This is a genomic window from Streptomyces sp. NPDC051214 (assembly GCF_040682375.1).
GTDB lineage: Bacteria > Actinomycetota > Actinomycetes > Streptomycetales > Streptomycetaceae > Streptomyces.
Window position 1 is genome coordinate 481,896 of record NZ_JBFBAT010000005.1, and the last position, 16,645, is coordinate 498,540.

Consider the following 16,645-nt stretch of genomic DNA (forward strand, 5'->3'; position numbering starts at 1 on the left):
GGAGCCACCCTTGGCTGCTGAGCTGCATGTCGAGCTGGTCGCCGCGGACCGCAGTGTCTGGTCCGGCGAGGCCACCCTGGTCGTCGCGCGCACCACGTCCGGCGACATCGGCGTCATGCCCGGTCACCAGCCGCTTCTGGGTGTGCTGGAGTCGGGCCCGGTGACCATTCGTACGAGTGACGGCAACACGGTCGTCGCCGCCGTCCACGGAGGATTCATCTCCTTCGCGGACAACAAGCTGTCGCTGCTTGCTGAGATCGTCGAGCTGTCGGACGAGATCGATGTCCAGCGTGCGGAGCGGGCGCTCGAGCGCGCGAAGTCGGAGGCCGACGCCTCCGCCGAGCGTCGCGCGGACGTCCGACTGCGGGCGGTGTCGTCGCGCTGAAACGGGCGCGACGGCGTTTGACGTGACTCAGCCGCGGCCAGGTCCGGAGCAATCCGGACCGGGTCGCGGCTGAGGCAATGCGGGTGCAATTCTGTTGGTCCGTTACGTAGAGGCGAGGAGGTCGGTGCCGATGATCCTCACTCTGCTCGTGTGCGGACTCGTGTTGGTCGTGCTGGTGTTGGTGGGGCTCTTCGTCTTCGGGCTGCGGCGCCGGCTCATCCAGCGCTCGGGCGGCACCTTCGACTGCAGCCTGCGCTGGAACGCCCCGGAGAAGGGCGACACCTCCGGCAAGGGCTGGGGGTACGGGGTCGCCCGCTACAACGGCGACCGGATCGAGTGGTACCGGGTCTTCTCGTACGCTCCCCGTCCCCGGCGGACCCTGGAGCGCTCGGCCATCGAGGTCGTCGACCGTCGCGCCCCGGACGGCGAGGAGGAGCTCGCGCTGCTCTCCGACGCGATCGTCCTCGGCTGTCTGCACCGCGGCGTCCGTCTCGAGCTGGCGATGGGCGAGGACGCGCTGACGGGGTTCTTGGCGTGGCTGGAGGCGGCGCCTCCTGGGCAACGGGTCAACGTGGCGTAGCTATGTGTAGCCTCGCCCGCAGGCATGAAGAAGCCGGGGAGAACAGGGGGCGTACCTGTTCTCCCCGGCTTCGTCTGTGCGGGACGGGCTACTTCAGACCGTCGTTGATGGCGCTCACCAACTCACCGTTGGTGGTGTCACCACTGAACTCCCAGAAGAACGCGCCTCCCAGGCCCTGCTGCTTCGACCAGGCCATCTTGCTCTTGACCGTCGCCGGGGTGTCGTACGACCACCAGTTGTTGCCGCAGTGGGCGTAGGCCGTGCCGGCGATGGTGCCGTTGGCGGGGCAGGAGTTCTTCAGGACCTTGTAGTCCTCGATGCCCGCTTCGTACGTGCCCTGCGCGGCGCCCGTCGCCGTGCCGCCGGGCTCCTTCTGTGTGACGCCGGTCCAGCCGCGGCCGTAGAAGCCGATGCCGAGCAGGAGCTTCGCGGCGGGGACGCCCTTCGCCTTCAGCTTCGAGATCGCGTCGGCGGAGTTGAAGCCGTCCTGCGGGATGCCGGGGTAGGAGGTGAGCGGGGAGTGCGGGGCCGTCGGGCCCTTGGCCGCCCAGGCGCCGAAGAAGTCGTACGTCATGACGTTGAACCAGTCGGCGTACTGCGAGGCGCCGCCGTAGTCGGCCGCGTCGATCTTGCCGCCGCTGGAGCCGTCGGCGGTGATGGCGGCGGTGACGAGGGCGTCCTTGCCGAACTCGTTGCGGAACGCCTGCATCATGTTCTTCATCGAGGCGGGACCGCTGGTGTCACAGGTCAGGCCGCAGGCGTTGGGGTACTCCCAGTCCAGGTCGATGCCGTCGAAGACGTCGGCCCAGCGCGGGTCCTCGACGAGGTCGTGGCAGGACTTGGCGAAGGCCGCCGGGTTCTTCATGGCGTCGGTGAAGCCGCCGGACCAGGTCCAGCCGCCGAAGGACCACAGGACCTTGAGGTTCGGGTGCTTGGCCTTGAGCTTGCGCAGCTGGTTGAAGTTGCCGCGCAGGGGCTGGTCCCAGGTGTCGGCCTTGCCGTCGACGGACTGGTCGGCGGTGTAGGCCTTGTCGTAGTCGGCGTACGCGTCGCCGATCGTGCACTTGCCGCCCTGGACGTTGCCGAAGGCGTAGTTGATGTGCGTGATCTTGGAGGCGGAGGCCGAGGTGTCGATGTTCTTCACGTGGTAGTTGCGGCCGTAGACGCCCCACTGGGTGAAGTAGCCGAGCTTGACCTTGTCACCGGGGCCGGGGCCCGGGTCGGTGGTGCCCGTCGTACGCACCTTGACGGCGCCGGAGGCCGGTCCCGTCTGGTCGGCGGTGTCGCGGGCCTGCACCGTGTACGAGTAGTCGGTGCCCTTGCTGAGGCCGCTGTCGGCGTACGAGGTGCCGGTCACCGTGGCGACTTTGGAGCCGTCGCGCAGGACGTCGTAGTTCTTGACGCCCTTGTCGTCGGTGGCCGCCTTCCAGGCGAGCTTCACCGAGGTGTCGGTGATGTCGGACGCGGTGGGGGTGCCGGGTGCCGAGGGCGCCTCGTCGCCGGGGACGCTGCCGCCGTCACAACTGCCGCCGTTTATCCGGCAGTTGGAGGGGGCGCCGGGGCCCGAGCCGTTGAACCCGAAGGAGACGGAGGCGCCGGGGGTGAGCGTCCCGTTCCAGCCGAGGTTCTTGGCGGTCCAGTGGTTGCCGGAGTTGGTGACGGTGGCGTCCCAGGCGGACGTCACCTTCGTGCCGGAGGGGAAGTCCCACTCGACGTTCCAGGAGCTGATGGTGGTGGTTCCGGTGTTCTTGACGGTCCACTTGCCCTCGAAGCCGCTGCCCCAGTCCTGGGTCTTGGCGTACGTGGCGGTGGCCGCGGGGGCGGCATCCGGCGCGGCTTCGGCGGGACCGCCGAGTGCGACCAGGGTGGCGAGCGGGAGCAGCAGGGTGGTGAGGCCTGCCACGGCTCTGTGTCTGAAGCGCAAGGTGCGCAAGGTGTGCTCCTCGGGTGAGATCCGGGGGTCATAGGGGGTGGATCCCTGCGCCGCCCGTGAGCACGTGGAACACGTGGGGGGAGTGCTCACCGCAGTGCGGTGAGAATAGAAAGGTCTGGACCAGCGGTCAAGAGGTCTGAACCATTGGCCGGATCGCGCCGGTCACAGGCGCCGGAGCCGGGCTCATACACCCAACTCCTGCGCGAGCACGGCGGCTTGGACCCTGCTGCGCAGCTCCAGCTTGGCGAGCAGTCGGCTGACGTGCGTCTTCACCGTCGCCTCCGCCATGTCCAGACGGCCCGCGATCTCCGCGTTCGACAGCCCTTCGCCGAGGCGGGCGAGCACCTCGCGCTCGCGGCGGGTGAGGGTGTCGAGGATGGCGGGATCGGGTCCGTTCTCCCGGCGCGCGGGCCTCGCGTTCTTCGGGGCGGCGAACTCGGCGATCAGCCGCCGGGTGACGGCCGGGGCGATCAGCCCTTCGCCGCGGCCGACCGCGCGGACTGCCTCCAGGAGGTCCTTGGCCTCGGTGTTCTTCAGGAGGAAGCCGGAGGCGCCCGCACGCAGCGCGCCGAAGACGTACTCGTCGAGGTCGAAGGTGGTCAGGACGAGGACGTCCGCGAGACCGTCGGCCACGACCTGACGGGTCGCCGAGACGCCGTCGAGGCGGGGCATCTGGATGTCCATGAGCACGAGGTCGGGCCTCAGTTCACGGGCGAGCGCCACCGCCTCCTCGCCGTCCGATGCCTCACCGACCACCTCGATGTCCGGCGCGCTGCGCAGGATCAGGACGAGCCCCGCCCGTACGGCGGACTGGTCCTCGGCGACGAGCACTCGGATCATGGGGTGGCTCCTTGGTCTGCGGGGTCGACGGGAAGGGTGGCGCTGACGTCCCAGACCTTGCCGTCCGCGGTGGCGACGGGGCCCGACTCGAAGGCGCCGCCGAGCAGTTCGGTGCGTTCGCGCATGCCGACGAGGCCGGCTCCGGAGCCGGGGGCGCGGGGTCCGGCGGGGGAGCCGTAAGGGCTGGTCACGTGGACGTCGAGGGAGCGGGGGCCCTGGGTGAGCGTCACCGTGACCAGGCCGGGCGACGCGTGCTTGAGGGCGTTGGTCAGGGATTCCTGGACGATGCGGTACGCGGCGAGCTCGACGGGTGCGGGAAGCTTCGGGCCCTCCGGCTCGCGACCGTCGTCGAGGGTGACGTCCAGACCATTGGTGCGGGCGCCCGCGATCAGGGAGCCGAGGCCGTCCAGGGTGGGCGCGGCCGTCGGCTCCAGGTCCTCGCCGGCGTCCCGCAGGATGCCGATGAGGCGGCGCATCTCGGCGAGCCCCTCGACGCTGTTCTCGCGGATGACGGCGAGGGCGTCGCGGGTGGTCCTCTCATCGTCCAGGGAGAGCGCGGCCGTGGAGTGGATGGCGATCGCCGAGAGGTGGTTGGCGACCATGTCGTGCAGCTCGCGGGCCATCCGGGCGCGTTCGGCGGTGACGGCCTGTACGCGGTCCATCTCGGCGAGCAGCGCGGTCTGTTCGGCCCGCAGCTTGGCCGCGGCGGTGGCCTCACGGTGGTTGCGCACCAGGACGCCGGTGGCCGCGGGACCGAACGAGACGATGCCGGTCGCCACGCCGATGAGCACCGCTTCCGGCTCCTGCCACCACGCGAGCAGGCCGACCGTGAGGACCACCGTGATCGCGCCCGTGGTGAGCGGGATGCGGCGGGCCGAGGCCGGTGTCCCGTACACGACGGCCGCGTACATGATGTCCGTGAACATCAGGACCGACGCCAGGTTGCCCGCCGTGAACTGGTCGAAGGTCAGCGCGAGCGTGGCGATGATCAGGGCGGTCCGCGGCATGCTCTGGCGCAGCAGCTCGGCCCCGCCCAGGACGAGGAGCGGGACGAGCGACCAGTTGAGGCCGAGCAGCCGGTCCGTCTGCATGGGCAGCCCGAGCCCCCACAGGGCGAGCCCGGCGAGCACGCTGCCCACGGCGATCTGTACGTCGACGCGGTGCGGGCGGGGGAGGGACAAGGCCATGCGTCCATCCAACACGGCACGCGGCGGCCATGCCTGATCCTGAGGGAGGAACCGCGCGCTACATCGAAGGATGCAGTCCCGCTTCGTCACTGCTGACGATGATCCGCGGCCGGTCCGCCGGGAGCCTGGAAAGGTGACCGAGAGGAGCGAACCGTGATCGTCACGCTGATCATCATCTGTGAGGTCGGATTCTGGGTGCTGCTGGCCGCGGGCCTTGCCCTGCGCTACGCGGCGAAGATGCCGCGTGCGAGCGTCGCCGTACTGCTCTGCGAGCCGGTCCTCGAAGTCGTCCTCTTCGTCGTCACCGCGATCGACCTGAAGAACGGCGCCGAGCCGGACTGGAAGCACGGCCTGGCCGCCGTCTACATCGGCTATTCCATCGCGCTAGGCCACTACACGATCAAGTGGGTCGACGTCCGAGTCGCCCACCGCTTCGCGGGCGGCCCGCCGCCGTCCACCCCCAAGTACGGCACCGCGCGTGCCATCCACGAATGGAAGATCGCCGCCCGCTGGATCCTGGCGGGACTGATCGCCATGGCGCTGCTGCAGGGTGCGATCTGGTACGTCGAGGGTGACGGCGACATCGGTTCGCTGCGGGGGTGGCAGCAGCGGATGGTGTGGCTGATCGGCATCAACGTGATCATCGCGGCGACGTACACGCTCTTCCCGAAGAAGTCACCGCCGGTGGAGTCCGCCAAGGACGACCGCCCGAGCCCCCTCAGCAAGCTCTAACGCTCGCCGCCCGGCACCCACAGCACATCGCCGACGGCCTTGTTCGCCGTACGGGCCAGGATGAACAGCAGGTCGGAGAGACGGTTCAGATACGTGGCGGTCAAGGGGTTCATGGCCTTGCCGTGGACCTCGAACGCCGCCCACGTCGACCGCTCCGCCCGCCGCACCACGGTGCACGCCTGGTGCAGCAGCGCGGCCCCCGCCGTGCCCCCCGGCAGGATGAAGCTGCGCAGCTTCTCCAGCTCCCCGTTGAAGCGGTCGCAGTCCGCCTCCAGCTTGTCGACGTAGTACTGCTCGACGCGCAGCGGCGGGAACTCCGGGTTCTCGGCGGCCGGCGTCGACAGGTCGGCGCCCACGTCGAAGAGGTCGTTCTGGACCCGGACGAGGACCTTCACGACCTCTTCGTCGAGCTGACCGAGGGCGATCGCCGTGCCGATCGCGGCGTTGGCCTCGTTCGTGTCGGCGTACGCCGAGATCCGCGGATCGGTCTTGGCGGTCCGGCTCATGTCACCGAGGGCCGTCGTGCCCTTGTCGCCGGTCCTGGTGTAGATGCGCGTCAGATTGACCATGGGGCCAGCCTAGTTACGCGCCCGCCTTCCGGAAGACACGTGTGCCGACCGTCACGGACCCGAGCGCGAGCGCCGCCGCCATCAGGACGCCGTACAGCATTGCCGTGCTCGCGTACTCGCCCACGTAGGCGGCCCGCACCGCGTCCACGAGATAGCGGAACGGCATGAAGTGCGAGAGCACGTCCAGCCAGCCCGGCGCCAGGGCCATCGGCAGCATCAGGCCGGAGAGCAGCATCGAGGGCATGCTGACCGCGTTGATGACGGGCCCGAACTCGTGCGGTTTGGAGACCAGCAGCGCGAGCGCGTACGACAGCGACGCGAGGACGACCGTCAGGACCCCAACGAAGGCGAAGCCGATCAGGATGCCGGCGAGCGGCGCCCGCAACCCCATGACCACGGCCGCAAGGACCAGGAGCACCGCCTGGAAGACGAAGAGCGCGGCATCACGAAGGACCCGCCCAAGGAGCAGCGCGAGCCGGCTGACCGGCGTCACCCGCATCCGCTCCACGACACCGAACTGCTTCTCGATGATGATCGCGAATCCGCTGTACGAGGCGCCGAACAGGCCCAGTTGGAGCAGCAGGCCCGGCACGAGCACCTGCCAGGAGTCCCCGCGCGAGCCGAGCGGCAGGTCGGTCAGGAGCGGGCCGAAGAAGAGCAGGTAGAGCAGCGGCATCAGGACGCCGAAGAGGATCTGGAACTTGGAGCGCAGGGTCTGGCGGGCGTACCGCCCGAAGATCAGCGCGGTGTCGGAGAGAAACGCAGACATGTCAGGTCCTGGGGTTATCGGGGATCAGACGGCGACGGGCGCCGTGTCCTTGGGGGTGAGGTCGCGCCCGGTGACGGCGAGGAACGTGTCCTGGAGCGAGGCGTCGATGGAGCCTCCGTAGCGGAGCTTGAGCGCGCTCGGTGTGCCCTCGGCGACCACGACGCCCTTGTCGATGACGACGAGGCGGTCGCAGAGCGCGTCGGCCTCGTCGAGGTAGTGCGTGGTCAGGACGACCGTGGTGCCGTGTTCGTCGCGCAGCCGCCGCACGAGGGCCCACAGGTCGGCCCTGCTGCCGGGGTCGAGCCCCGTGGTCGGTTCGTCGAGGAAGAGCACCTCGGGCCGGTGCATGAGCCCCATGGCGATGTCGAGGCGTCGCCGCTGGCCGCCGGAGAGGGTGGCGCACTTGCGGTCGAGGAGGTCGGTGAGGTCCAGGTCCGCGGCCAACTCCCGGGCGCGGGCAGCTGATTGGGGCTTGGTCAGGCGATAGAGCCGCCCTTGGGTGACCAGTTCCTCGCGTACGGAGATGTTCAGGTCGACGCCGCCGGACTGCGCCACGTAACCGATCCTGCGCCGTACGGCGGCCGGGTCGCGGGCCAGGTCGCAGCCCGCGACGGTGGCGGCGCCGCCGGTGGGGGCGAGGAGCGTGGCGAGCATGCGCAGCGTCGTCGTCTTGCCCGCGCCGTTCGGTCCGAGGAAGCCGAGGATCTCGCCGGGGGCGACGGTCAGGTCGATGCCGCGCACGGCTTCGACGGCGCCGCGCTTGGTCCGGAACGTCTGGGTGAGTCCGGCCGTGCTGATGATTGCCATGGCGACCACAAAAACAGAGTCGCTGCAATTTTGCAATGACACCAAGTTTTGTGACGGCCCAAGTTTTCAGTCGCCCTAGCCAGTGGTCGTAGGGTGAGGTCATGGCTGAAGGACTCAGGGAGCGCAAGAAGCGGCAGACGAAGCAGCGGATCTCCGACATCGCGACGGGGCTCTTCCTGGAGCACGGCTTCGTCACGGTGACCGTCGCGGACGTCGCGGAGGCCGCGGACGTCTCGGTGAACACCGTCTACAACTACTTCCCGGTCAAGGAGGACCTCTTCCTCGACCGGGGCGAGGCCGTCGTCGACCGGCTCTCCGGTTACGTGCGCGGCCGTCGCGCGGGGGAGTCCGCGGCCGCCGCCGTCCTGCGCGAGCTGCGCTCGGACGTGGAGGGCGTGTCGCCCTCCATCGGTCTCTTCACTGGCTGGGCCGACTTCATGAAGGTCATCACCGACGCGCACGGCCTGCGCTCGCGGCTCTGGGAGATCCAGCAGGAAGCGCTCGACCACCTCAAGAAGACCCTCGCCGACGAGGTGGAGGCCGCCGACGACGACCCCATGCCCGGCCTGATCGCGGGTCAGCTCTCATGGGTCCACGCCACGCTCATGGCGTGGATCGGCGACGAGATGACCAAGTGCCGCAAACCCGCTGAAGTGTCCCGTGAGGCCCTCGTCCTGCTCGACGAGATAGAGGACCTGCTCGGCGAGAAGGTCCTCAACTACGCGGTGCGGGACGCCGAATGACCCGTACCAGTGTGATGTCCGTCATCTGAGACGTGACGCGCATCTCGTTGCTGCCACAGGCGGGCTCACGAACGCTAACGTGCGCCGCAGAGGCAAACGTAAACAGCGTGTAAGCCAGGCGTGATAAGCGGTAGGGGAGTCGGAACAGTGGCACGGAAGCTCGCCGTCATCGGAGCCGGACTCATGGGGTCCGGCATCGCACAGGTCTCCGCCCAGGCGGGCTGGGACGTCGTCCTGCGGGACGTCACCGATGAGGCCCTGACCCGTGGCACCGACGGGATCAAGGCGTCGTACGACAAGTTCGTGAGCAAGGGCAAGCTCGCCGCCGAGGACGCCGAGGCGGCGCTCGGGCGCATCACGACGAGCACCGACATGGACGCCGTCGCCGACGCGGACATCGTCGTCGAGGCCGTCTTCGAGAAGCTCGAGGTCAAGCACGAGATCTTCCGTACGCTCGACAAGATCGTGCGCCCGGACGCCGTGCTCGCGTCGAACACCTCCGCCATCCCGATCACGAAGATCGCGGCCGTGACGGAGCGTCCGGAGCGCGTCGTGGGCGCCCACTTCTTCTCGCCGGTGCCGATGATGCAGCTGTGCGAACTGGTGCGCGGCTACAAGACCAGCGACGAAACCCTCGCCCGTACCCGTGAGTTCGCCGAGTCCGTCGGCAAGACCTGCATCGTCGTGAACCGCGACGTCGCGGGATTCGTGACGACCCGTCTGATCTCGGCGCTCGTCGTCGAGGCCGCCAAGCTGTACGAGTCGGGCGTCGCCACCGCCGAGGACATCGACATCGCGTGCAAGCTCGGCTTCGGGCACGCCATGGGACCGCTCGCGACCGCCGACCTGACGGGCGTCGACATCCTGCTGCACGCCACGAGCAACATCTACACGGAGTCCCAGGACGAGAAGTTCGCGCCGCCCGAGCTGATGCGCCGGATGGTTGACGCCGGTGACATCGGACGCAAGAGCGGGCAGGGCTTCTACAAGCACTGACGTCTGTCTCCGCCTCTGTGGGGTCACCCCTCGGAGTGAATTCGGTATCGGTTCGCTTACAGACGGCAACTTCCTTGCCCATGCGGCAGTCAGTTGCAGTGACATACGCAGACGCCGTACGGAACAGACGTCACACGAAACTCAGCACTCTCGGGGAGCGCATATGCACATCAGGGGCGACCAGGCCCAGCTGGTCGTCGGGGGACGCCTCGACGTACGCAGCGCGGCGGACGCCCGAACGGTCCTGCACTCGGCCGTCGACGACGGAGCCGGTGACCTGGTGCTCGACCTGTCCGAACTCGACTCGTGGGACGCCACGGGACTCGGCGTCATCATGGGCGCGCACCGGCGCGCGGGACGGTGCGGGCGCCGGCTCGTGCTCCGCAGTGTGCCGCCGCAGATGCAGCGCCTGCTCGTGGCGACCCGGCTGCACAGAATCCTCGCCATCGAAGGCGGCATCGGGGTCGAATCACTTCCCCGTGTGTGAGGCACGTCTCGCGCACAATCCTCACGAAGCTGTGACGTCTCGGACGGCGCGGTACCCCGCCCGTTCGTAGATACTGAGCGAAGGTCTAGGGTTCGGTCGCCCACCGTCATGACGAGACAGACGCCCGAGCGGGGGCACCGGACCAGAAGCGACAGCGCAGTGTGCACAAGGCCGGAGGGGGCTGTGTACACGACGCATCTGGGGGGCTTTGACCATGGACCCGATGAACCGGGGACCGGAAGAGTACGGCCATGACGGCATCAACGACGACGATTCGGCGCGTCCCGTGCGTCCACCGCGTGATCCTCTGACACCCGACTTCGGGCAGCCCGCGCCCGCGCTCGCCCGCACCGTGCAGCTCGTCTCGGGCGACTTCCTGCTCACCGTGAACCCCGTCGACGGCAGCGAGATCGAACCCTGCCCGCCCGGCGAGCTGCCCGCACGGCCCGTCAGGCGCACCGCGGCCGAGCGCGCCGAGGTGCGCCGCGCCTCGGCGCCGCCCGTGCCGCCGGGACCCGCACTGCCCCGGCTGCCGCTCCTGGAGCGCCAGGAGGAGCGCGAGCGGCTCGTGCGCCTGCTCGCACGCGGGCGCTCGGTGCGCCTCACCGGACCCGCCGGCTCGGGGCGCACGTCGCTCCTGGACGCCGTCGCCGAGGACTGCGCGGACCTCGCGCCGGACGGCGTCGTACGGCTCTCCGGGTACCACAAGACGCCCGCGGACCTGCTCCAGGACCTCTTCGGCACGGTCTACAACGCTCCGTTGCACCGCCCCGACCGCGCCCTCCTGCTCGAACTCGTCCACGACATCGGCGCCGTCGTCGTCCTGGACGACCTGGAGTTCGGCGCCGCGGCCCTGGAAGAGCTCCTCGACGCCACTCCCGAGTGCGCCTTCCTGATCTCCGCGACCCCCGACGTCGCGGCGCCGTCGCCCGACTCGCACCTCGAAGAGGTCTTCCTCGGCGGCCTCGGCCGCAGCCGCGGCCTCGAACTCCTGGAGCGCGCCGTCGGCCGCGTCCTGACGGACGACGAGGCGAGCTGGGCGGGCGACCTCTGGTTCGAGTCGGAGGGGCTGCCCCTGCGCTTCGTCCAGGCGGGCGCCCTGCTGCGCCAGCGCGACCAGCTGCGCGCCGACCCGAACGCCTTCGACGAGTACGGCTACTACGCCGAGGGACCGGTCGACGCGCCCTTCGACGCCGAGGGGCACGACGTGCCGCTGCCCTCGCTCGCCGACGGCGCGGCGCCCGCGGTCCTGCTCGCCTCCCGTCTGAGCCCCTCGGCGCGCAGCACCCTGCGCTTCGCGGTCGCGCTCGGCGGGGAACTGCCCCACCAGGCGCATCTGCCCGCCCTCGTGGGGGACACCCACGCGGACGCGGCCCTCGCCGAGCTGGTCTCCACCGCGCTCGTCACCCCCGTCGGCTCCCACTACCGGCTCGCCGCCGGGGTGCGCACACAGCTGGAGGCCGCCGGATACGCGGACGACGCCGCCGAGCGCGCACAGGGCGCCGCCCAGCACTACGCCTGGTGGGCAGGGCACCCTTCGGTCGGCCCGGAGCGGGTCGTCGCCGAGGCGGACGCCGTGCTCGCCGCCCTGAGCGTCCTGGTCGCGGGGCAGTCCGCGTCGGGGGCGCCGGCAGGGGGCGAGGAGAGCGCCGCGGTGCTGCTGGCCCGTACGATCGCGCCCGCCTTCGCGGGAGGGCTCGACTGGGGCGCCTGGGAGCGGGCCCTGCGGTCGGGCCAGGAGGCCGCGCGGACCGCGGGTGAGGTCGCCGAAGAGGCGTACTTCCACCATGAGCTCGGCGTCCTCGCGCTCTGCGGCGGACAGCTCGACCGGGCCCGCGTCGAGCTGGAGGCCTCCGTCGGCCTGCGCGGCGCGCTCGCCGACAAGCGGGGCATGATCGCGGGCCGCAGGGCCCTCGCCCTGGTCGCCGACCGCTCGGGCGGCGTGATCCCGGGCGCGAGCCCGGCGGCGGGCGAAGAGATGCCCGACGCGCGCCACGACGAGTCGGCGTCGCCCCCCGGCGGCGTACCGGCGGCCTTCGCGCTGCCCGCACCGCCTCCGGAGCCCGAGACCCTGGTCACCCGCAACGCCGCACCCGCGGCGGGCGCGAGCCCGGCTCCGACCCGCCGCTCCATCGTCAACGGCACCCGGCGCAACCTCGTGGCGGCGGGCGCGGGAGCCCTCCTCGCCGCGGTGCTCGGCACGGTGGTGACCCTCGGCGCGACGTCGGACGGGAACGACAACCCGCCCGACAAGGTCAAGACCGAGCAGTCGGCGAGCGAGGACCAGGGCGACGACGGCCTCACCGCCGACAAGCCGGCCAAGGACTCGACGAGCCGCCCGGACAGCGACGGCCCCGACAACATCCCCGGCACCGCCGACGACGGCACCCCGGGCGAGAGCGACGGCCCGTCGGACAAGCCGAGCGACAGCGGCAAGCCGTCCGACGACACCTCGGACAAGCCGACGACGAAGCCGACGGACAAGCCGACCACCAAGCCGCCCACGACGAAGCCCCCGACGACCAAGCCGCCGACCACGAAGCCGCCCACGACCAAGCCGCCGACGACCCCGCCGCCGACCACTCCGCCGCCGAGCACGGATCCGACGCCGGACCCGCCGTCGTCCCCGGACACGTCGAACTCGGCGAGCGGCCCCGCGAGCAGCAGCCCGGCGTCGACGATCTGACGCGCGTACGCAGTCGTACGCAGTCGTACGAAGAGGGGGCCGGGTCCACCAGGACCCGGCCCCCTCTCGCGTACAAGAACTCCTGCGAGAACTCCTAGAACAGCCGCAGCTTGTCGTCCTCGATGCCGCGCATCGCGTTGTAGTCCAGGACGGCGCAGCCGATGCCGCGGTCCGTGGCGAGCACGCGGGCCTGCGGCTTGATCTCCTGGGCGGCGAAGATGCCCTTGACGGGAGCCAGGTGCGGGTCGCGGTTCAACAGCTCCAGGTAGCGGGTGAGTTGCTCGACGCCGTCGATCTCGCCGCGCCGCTTGATCTCGACGGCGACGGTCTGCCCGTCGGCGTCGCGGCAGAGGATGTCCACGGGGCCGATCGCCGTCATGTACTCGCGCCGGATCAGCGAATAGCCCTCGCCGAGCGTCTCGATCCGGTCGGCGAGCAACTCCTGAAGGTGTGCTTCCACGCCGTCCTTGATGAGGCCGGGATCGACCCCCAGTTCGTGCGAGGAGTCGTGCAGGATCTCTTCCATCGTGATGATGAGTTTCTCGCCCGCCTTGTTCACGACGGTCCACACGCCCGCGTCGTCCCCCGACCCCTCCTTCAAGGTGCAGGGCGGGGACATCCAGTTGAGAGGTTTGTAGGCCCGGTCGTCCGCGTGGATCGAGACACTGCCGTCCGCCTTCACAAGGATCAGGCGGGGGGCCGACGGGAGATGGGCTGTGAGCCTGCCCGCGTAATCCACGGAGCATCGGGCAATGACGAGACGCATGGGGCGCAACGCTACTCGACCCCAGGTGGTCCGCGCGATTCCTCCGGCGATGGCCCTGTTCGATCCTGGCCGGTTATGTTCCCAATCTCCTGGTGCAGCGCGGGTCCGGTGCTTACCGTATAAGCAGGAGGTCGCCGTGCATGCACGCTGCGTGCACGGGCTCCTGCCCTGTCCGGAAGCCCCCGCTCCCCGGGGGTGCGAGAGGAGAACCCATGTCGCTCGACGTCTCACCGGCACTGTTGGAACAGGCCGAGCGAGGCGAGGTCGATGAAGCGGAATTCGTCGACTGCGTCCGGACCTCCCTGCCTTACGCATGGGAGATGATCAGCTCCCTGGTGGCCCAGCTGAAGGTTGACGGCGGCGAGTTCGCCGACAACCAGACGCCGCCGCCGAGTGAGCAGGCACGCGGACAGCTCCTGCGGGCGCTGGCGAGTGACGCGATTCGCGGTGCTCTGCAGCGCCACTTCGGAGTGCGTCTCGCATTCCAGAACTGCCACCGTGTGGCGGTGTTCCCGTTGGATGCATCCGTGGACGACAGGCTCGCCCGGTTCACCTCGATCCGGGGCCAGCTGCTCAACCAGTCCCCCGAACTGCGGGACTGCTGAGGCCTTTTGCTGCCGCTCCGTACGCGGGAGGTGTTCTGGTACAGGAGCGGCAGCTCCCCGCCTCGGCGGCTCAGCCGAGCTGGGGCAACACTTCGGCCCCCAGCCTGCGGACGTTCTCCTCCGTCGTCGCCAGATCGCCCGAGCCCTCGACCAGCAGCGCGAAGCGGGTGATCCCCGTGCGCTCCGAGGTCGCCGCGATCCGGTCCGCGCACAGCTGCGGGGTCCCCACCGGATGCAGCCCGCAGAGCAGCTCCGTGTACGCGAGCGGGTCCCGCATGGCCCGTGCCCGGCCGTCGACCGTGACGTGCGCGTCGAGCCCCTGCTTGAGCCACCCCGGCATCGCCTTCTGCAGCGTCTCCGCCGCGTCAAGGCGCCGGTCCGCGATCTGCGCGACCCCGGCCGAGACGTGCGCGGCCCGCAGGACCTCCTCCGGCGTGCGCCCCGCGGCGCGCGCGTACCTCTGCCACAACGCCACCATTTCGGCCTTCTCCTCGTCCCCGACGTGCATGCCGAGCAGCATCGGCAGACCGCGTTCCGCCGCGAGCCGCACGCTGGCCGGCGAGGTGCAGGCGACGATCACCTCGGGTCCCTCGGGCGGCTCCCCGGCATCCCCGCCCGCGCCGCTCAGCGCCTCCTGGGGCCGTGGCACCACGGCGACCTCGCGGAACGGGAACCGGTCCGCGTCGCTCGCGACCCGGGGCTCGGTCAGCCACCGCAACAGCAGGTCGAGCGACTCCGGGAAGCCCTTCTCGTACGCCTCGAGGCCGGACCCGAAGACCTCCAGGTCCACCCATGGCCCGCCGCGTCCCACGCCCAGCGAGAAGCGCCCGCCGGACGTCAGGTGCAGCAGGGCCGCCTGCTCGCCCAGGGCGACGGGATGAACCGTCGGCAGGACGCTCACGGCGGTGCCGACCCGGATGTGCCGCGTACGCCCGAGAAGGAGCGCGGCCAGGGTCACGGCGGACGGACACGTGCCGTACGGCACGAAGTGGTGCTCGGCGAGCCAGACCGAGTCCAGGCCCGCCTCCTCGGCCACCTCGGCGGACCGCACCGCACGGTGCAGCGCCTCCCCCTGCCCCTGTCCGGGGAACTGGGCGGCCAGAACAAAACTACCTACACGCATCGCACTCCTGCCTCCTTGGCGCCGACGCAGGCACTCCCCCTACGGGCAACAACGCATGACACGTGCCAAAGGCACGGCTTGGCATGAAGATTGACGGATTTTCTGCGAAATGCAGGGGGGATCTGTGGGGGTTGGTGCAGGACGACTACCCGGGTCCGCTCCGCGTAGGCTGGTCACACCCCTGGCCCCCGTACATCCCGTGAGGTGTCCCGTGTCCCCGCGTCGCAACCGCCCGAAGGGCGCCGGAGAAGACAGTCCGCGCATGGACGGGGAGACGACGGGGCGCTACGGCGGCTTCCAGTCCACCGAGAACTGGCGGGGCGAGCAGTGGAGCCTGCGCCATGTCGCGGGAGCGAGCGCGGCCGGCAAGACCTACCGCTGCCCCGGCTGCGACCAGGAGATCCCCTCAGGGCTCGCGCATGTGGTGGCCTGGCCCGAGCACTCCGGGGTCGACGAGCGCAGGCACTGGCACAAGGCGTGCTGGAACGCGAAGGACCGCCGCACCACGCGGGTGCAGCGGTCCCGTAACGCGCCCAGGTACTGAGACCCGGGTGTAACCCCTGGCGGCTACACGTCGCGCTTCTCCAGGAGCGCGAAGGCGCCGGCGATCGCGGCCGCCGTCACGCCGACGAGCAGCAGCAGCTGCGAGGTGCCGCCGCCCTCGCCGTCCATCTCGAAGATCTTGGCGAGCGAGTTGATGGCGTTGTAGTCCAGCATCTTCTCGCCGAGCGGGCGCGTGCCCTCGGAGATCATCAGGAACACGGGCAGGATCGCGGGGACAAGGACCACGCCGAGCATCGCGGTGATCGCGCCCGCGGAGTGCCGCAGCATCGATCCGGCGGCGAGGGCGAGGACGCCCAGGAGCGAAACGTAGAGCCCGCCCTTGAGGACCGTGCCCGCCCAGGCGACGTCGCCGGCCTCGGGGCCGCTGTGCATCCCCGACGTCATCAGGCCCACCAGGAGGACGGAACCCGCCGAGACGACGAAGGCGATCACGAAGAAGATCATGATCTTGGCGGTGAGCACCCGATAGCGCTGCGGTGACGCCGTGAACGTCGTACGGATCATGCCCGTGCCGTACTCGGACGACGTCACCAGGACGCCGAGCGTGATCAGGCAGATCTGGCCGAGCACCAGACCGAAGAAGGCCGGGATGGTGAACGGCACGTCCGCGTAGTCCCGGTCCTCGGTCTGTCCGGCCACGAGCAGGCCGATGCCGACGACCAGGAGGAAGAAGACGCCGAGGGTCCACATGGTCGAGCGGACGGACTTGATCTTCGTCCACTCGGAGGCCAGGGCGTTGCCCAGGTGGGTCTTCTTGACCGGGATCGGCGAGGTGTAGGCGTTGTTCATCGCCTGCTGCCAGGCGGAGGGGGGCGCGGGGGCGGCCGGCGGGGGAGCCATCGGGGCGCCCTGGGGCACGGGGGCACCGGCCTG

The 16,645-nt window shown here is 70.2% G+C and carries 18 protein-coding genes; 9 read left to right on the plus strand and 9 right to left on the minus strand.

The genetic code is table 11. From position 1 onward, the window contains the following. Nucleotides 1-10: 10 nt before the first annotated feature. Complete coding sequence (locus tag AB0M70_RS16145) at nucleotides 11-385, plus strand: F0F1 ATP synthase subunit epsilon (protein ID WP_160507238.1); 375 nt, start codon at nucleotides 11-13, stop codon at nucleotides 383-385. A gap of 130 nt (nucleotides 386-515) precedes the next feature. After that, the gene (locus tag AB0M70_RS16150; protein ID WP_361833629.1) at nucleotides 516-965 is read left to right on the plus strand and encodes a DUF2550 domain-containing protein; all 450 of its coding nucleotides are present in this window, start codon (nucleotides 516-518) and stop codon (nucleotides 963-965) included. Nucleotides 966-1,053: 88 nt separating this feature from the next. Here AB0M70_RS16150 and AB0M70_RS16155 read toward each other — a convergent pair whose 3' ends face one another. From AB0M70_RS16155 to AB0M70_RS16165, 3 genes are all read right to left on the minus strand, one after another. Further along, nucleotides 1,054-2,889 (minus strand): glycoside hydrolase family 18 chitinase, encoded by a 1,836-nt coding sequence (locus tag AB0M70_RS16155; protein WP_365820570.1) that lies wholly within the window; start codon nucleotides 2,887-2,889, stop codon nucleotides 1,054-1,056. Between the two features lie 192 nt (nucleotides 2,890-3,081). Next, entirely contained in the window at nucleotides 3,082-3,738 is a 657-nt protein-coding gene (locus AB0M70_RS16160; protein WP_363209295.1) for a response regulator transcription factor, read from the minus strand. Beyond that, nucleotides 3,735-4,925 carry a histidine kinase gene (locus tag AB0M70_RS16165; protein ID WP_365820572.1) on the minus strand — a complete coding sequence of 397 codons (1,191 nt, stop codon included), beginning with the start codon at nucleotides 4,923-4,925 and terminating at the stop codon, nucleotides 3,735-3,737. The genes AB0M70_RS16160 and AB0M70_RS16165 overlap by 4 nt, the downstream gene beginning before the upstream one ends. A gap of 153 nt (nucleotides 4,926-5,078) precedes the next feature. On the opposite strand from AB0M70_RS16165, the gene AB0M70_RS16170 reads away from it, so the two are divergent. Next, complete coding sequence (locus tag AB0M70_RS16170) at nucleotides 5,079-5,657, plus strand: hypothetical protein (RefSeq protein WP_365820574.1); 579 nt, start codon at nucleotides 5,079-5,081, stop codon at nucleotides 5,655-5,657. Here AB0M70_RS16170 and AB0M70_RS16175 read toward each other — a convergent pair. From AB0M70_RS16175 to AB0M70_RS16185, 3 genes are read right to left on the minus strand one after another with little or no spacing between them, the layout of a single operon-like run. Beyond that, nucleotides 5,654-6,226 (minus strand): cob(I)yrinic acid a,c-diamide adenosyltransferase, encoded by a 573-nt coding sequence (locus AB0M70_RS16175; protein WP_365820576.1) that lies wholly within the window; start codon nucleotides 6,224-6,226, stop codon nucleotides 5,654-5,656. The two genes, AB0M70_RS16170 and AB0M70_RS16175, sit on opposite strands and share 4 nt — an antisense overlap. A 13-nt stretch (nucleotides 6,227-6,239) precedes the next feature. Next, nucleotides 6,240-6,995, minus strand: coding sequence for an ABC transporter permease (locus AB0M70_RS16180; protein WP_363209299.1), 756 nt, complete (start codon nucleotides 6,993-6,995; stop codon nucleotides 6,240-6,242). A gap of 24 nt (nucleotides 6,996-7,019) precedes the next feature. Continuing rightward, the gene (locus AB0M70_RS16185) at nucleotides 7,020-7,802 is read right to left on the minus strand and encodes an ATP-binding cassette domain-containing protein (RefSeq protein WP_365820578.1); all 783 of its coding nucleotides are present in this window, start codon (nucleotides 7,800-7,802) and stop codon (nucleotides 7,020-7,022) included. Nucleotides 7,803-7,903: 101 nt separating this feature from the next. On the opposite strand from AB0M70_RS16185, the gene AB0M70_RS16190 reads away from it, so the two are divergent. The 4 genes from AB0M70_RS16190 to AB0M70_RS16205 all read left to right on the plus strand — a co-directional run bounded on the left by AB0M70_RS16190 (nucleotide 7,904) and on the right by AB0M70_RS16205 (nucleotide 12,714). Continuing rightward, nucleotides 7,904-8,545: a TetR/AcrR family transcriptional regulator gene (locus AB0M70_RS16190; protein WP_365820580.1), complete on the plus strand. Its 642-nt coding sequence runs from the start codon at nucleotides 7,904-7,906 to the stop codon at nucleotides 8,543-8,545. A 147-nt stretch (nucleotides 8,546-8,692) separates the two neighbouring features. Continuing rightward, nucleotides 8,693-9,541 (plus strand): 3-hydroxyacyl-CoA dehydrogenase family protein, encoded by an 849-nt coding sequence (locus AB0M70_RS16195; RefSeq protein ID WP_365820582.1) that lies wholly within the window; start codon nucleotides 8,693-8,695, stop codon nucleotides 9,539-9,541. 163 nt (nucleotides 9,542-9,704) lie between these two features. Further along, entirely contained in the window at nucleotides 9,705-10,028 is a 324-nt protein-coding gene (locus AB0M70_RS16200; RefSeq protein ID WP_160507247.1) for an STAS domain-containing protein, read from the plus strand. Nucleotides 10,029-10,242: 214 nt separating this feature from the next. Then, a complete protein-coding gene (locus AB0M70_RS16205) occupies nucleotides 10,243-12,714 on the plus strand; it encodes an ATP-binding protein (RefSeq protein WP_365820584.1) in 2,472 nt (823 codons plus the stop codon). Nucleotides 12,715-12,808: 94 nt separating this feature from the next. On the opposite strand, the gene nucS is transcribed toward AB0M70_RS16205, so the two are convergent. Further along, on the minus strand, nucleotides 12,809-13,480 hold the full coding sequence (gene nucS / locus AB0M70_RS16210; RefSeq protein ID WP_363209304.1) for an endonuclease NucS: 672 nt from the start codon (nucleotides 13,478-13,480) through the stop codon (nucleotides 12,809-12,811). A 212-nt stretch (nucleotides 13,481-13,692) separates the two neighbouring features. Here nucS and AB0M70_RS16215 point away from each other — a divergent pair, with 212 nt between their 5' ends. Then, complete coding sequence (locus AB0M70_RS16215) at nucleotides 13,693-14,085, plus strand: SCO5389 family protein (RefSeq protein ID WP_361049961.1); 393 nt, start codon at nucleotides 13,693-13,695, stop codon at nucleotides 14,083-14,085. A 70-nt stretch (nucleotides 14,086-14,155) separates the two neighbouring features. Here AB0M70_RS16215 and AB0M70_RS16220 read toward each other — a convergent pair whose 3' ends face one another. After that, complete coding sequence (locus AB0M70_RS16220) at nucleotides 14,156-15,208, minus strand: LLM class flavin-dependent oxidoreductase (RefSeq protein WP_365820587.1); 1,053 nt, start codon at nucleotides 15,206-15,208, stop codon at nucleotides 14,156-14,158. A gap of 211 nt (nucleotides 15,209-15,419) precedes the next feature. Between AB0M70_RS16220 and AB0M70_RS16225 the strand changes: the two genes are divergently transcribed. Further along, complete coding sequence (locus tag AB0M70_RS16225) at nucleotides 15,420-15,752, plus strand: ATP/GTP-binding protein (protein WP_365820589.1); 333 nt, start codon at nucleotides 15,420-15,422, stop codon at nucleotides 15,750-15,752. 23 nt (nucleotides 15,753-15,775) lie between these two features. On the opposite strand, the gene AB0M70_RS16230 is transcribed toward AB0M70_RS16225, so the two are convergent. Beyond that, on the minus strand, nucleotides 15,776-16,561 hold the full coding sequence (locus AB0M70_RS16230) for an ABC transporter permease (RefSeq protein WP_363209415.1): 786 nt from the start codon (nucleotides 16,559-16,561) through the stop codon (nucleotides 15,776-15,778). Nucleotides 16,562-16,645: the final 84 nt, after the last annotated feature.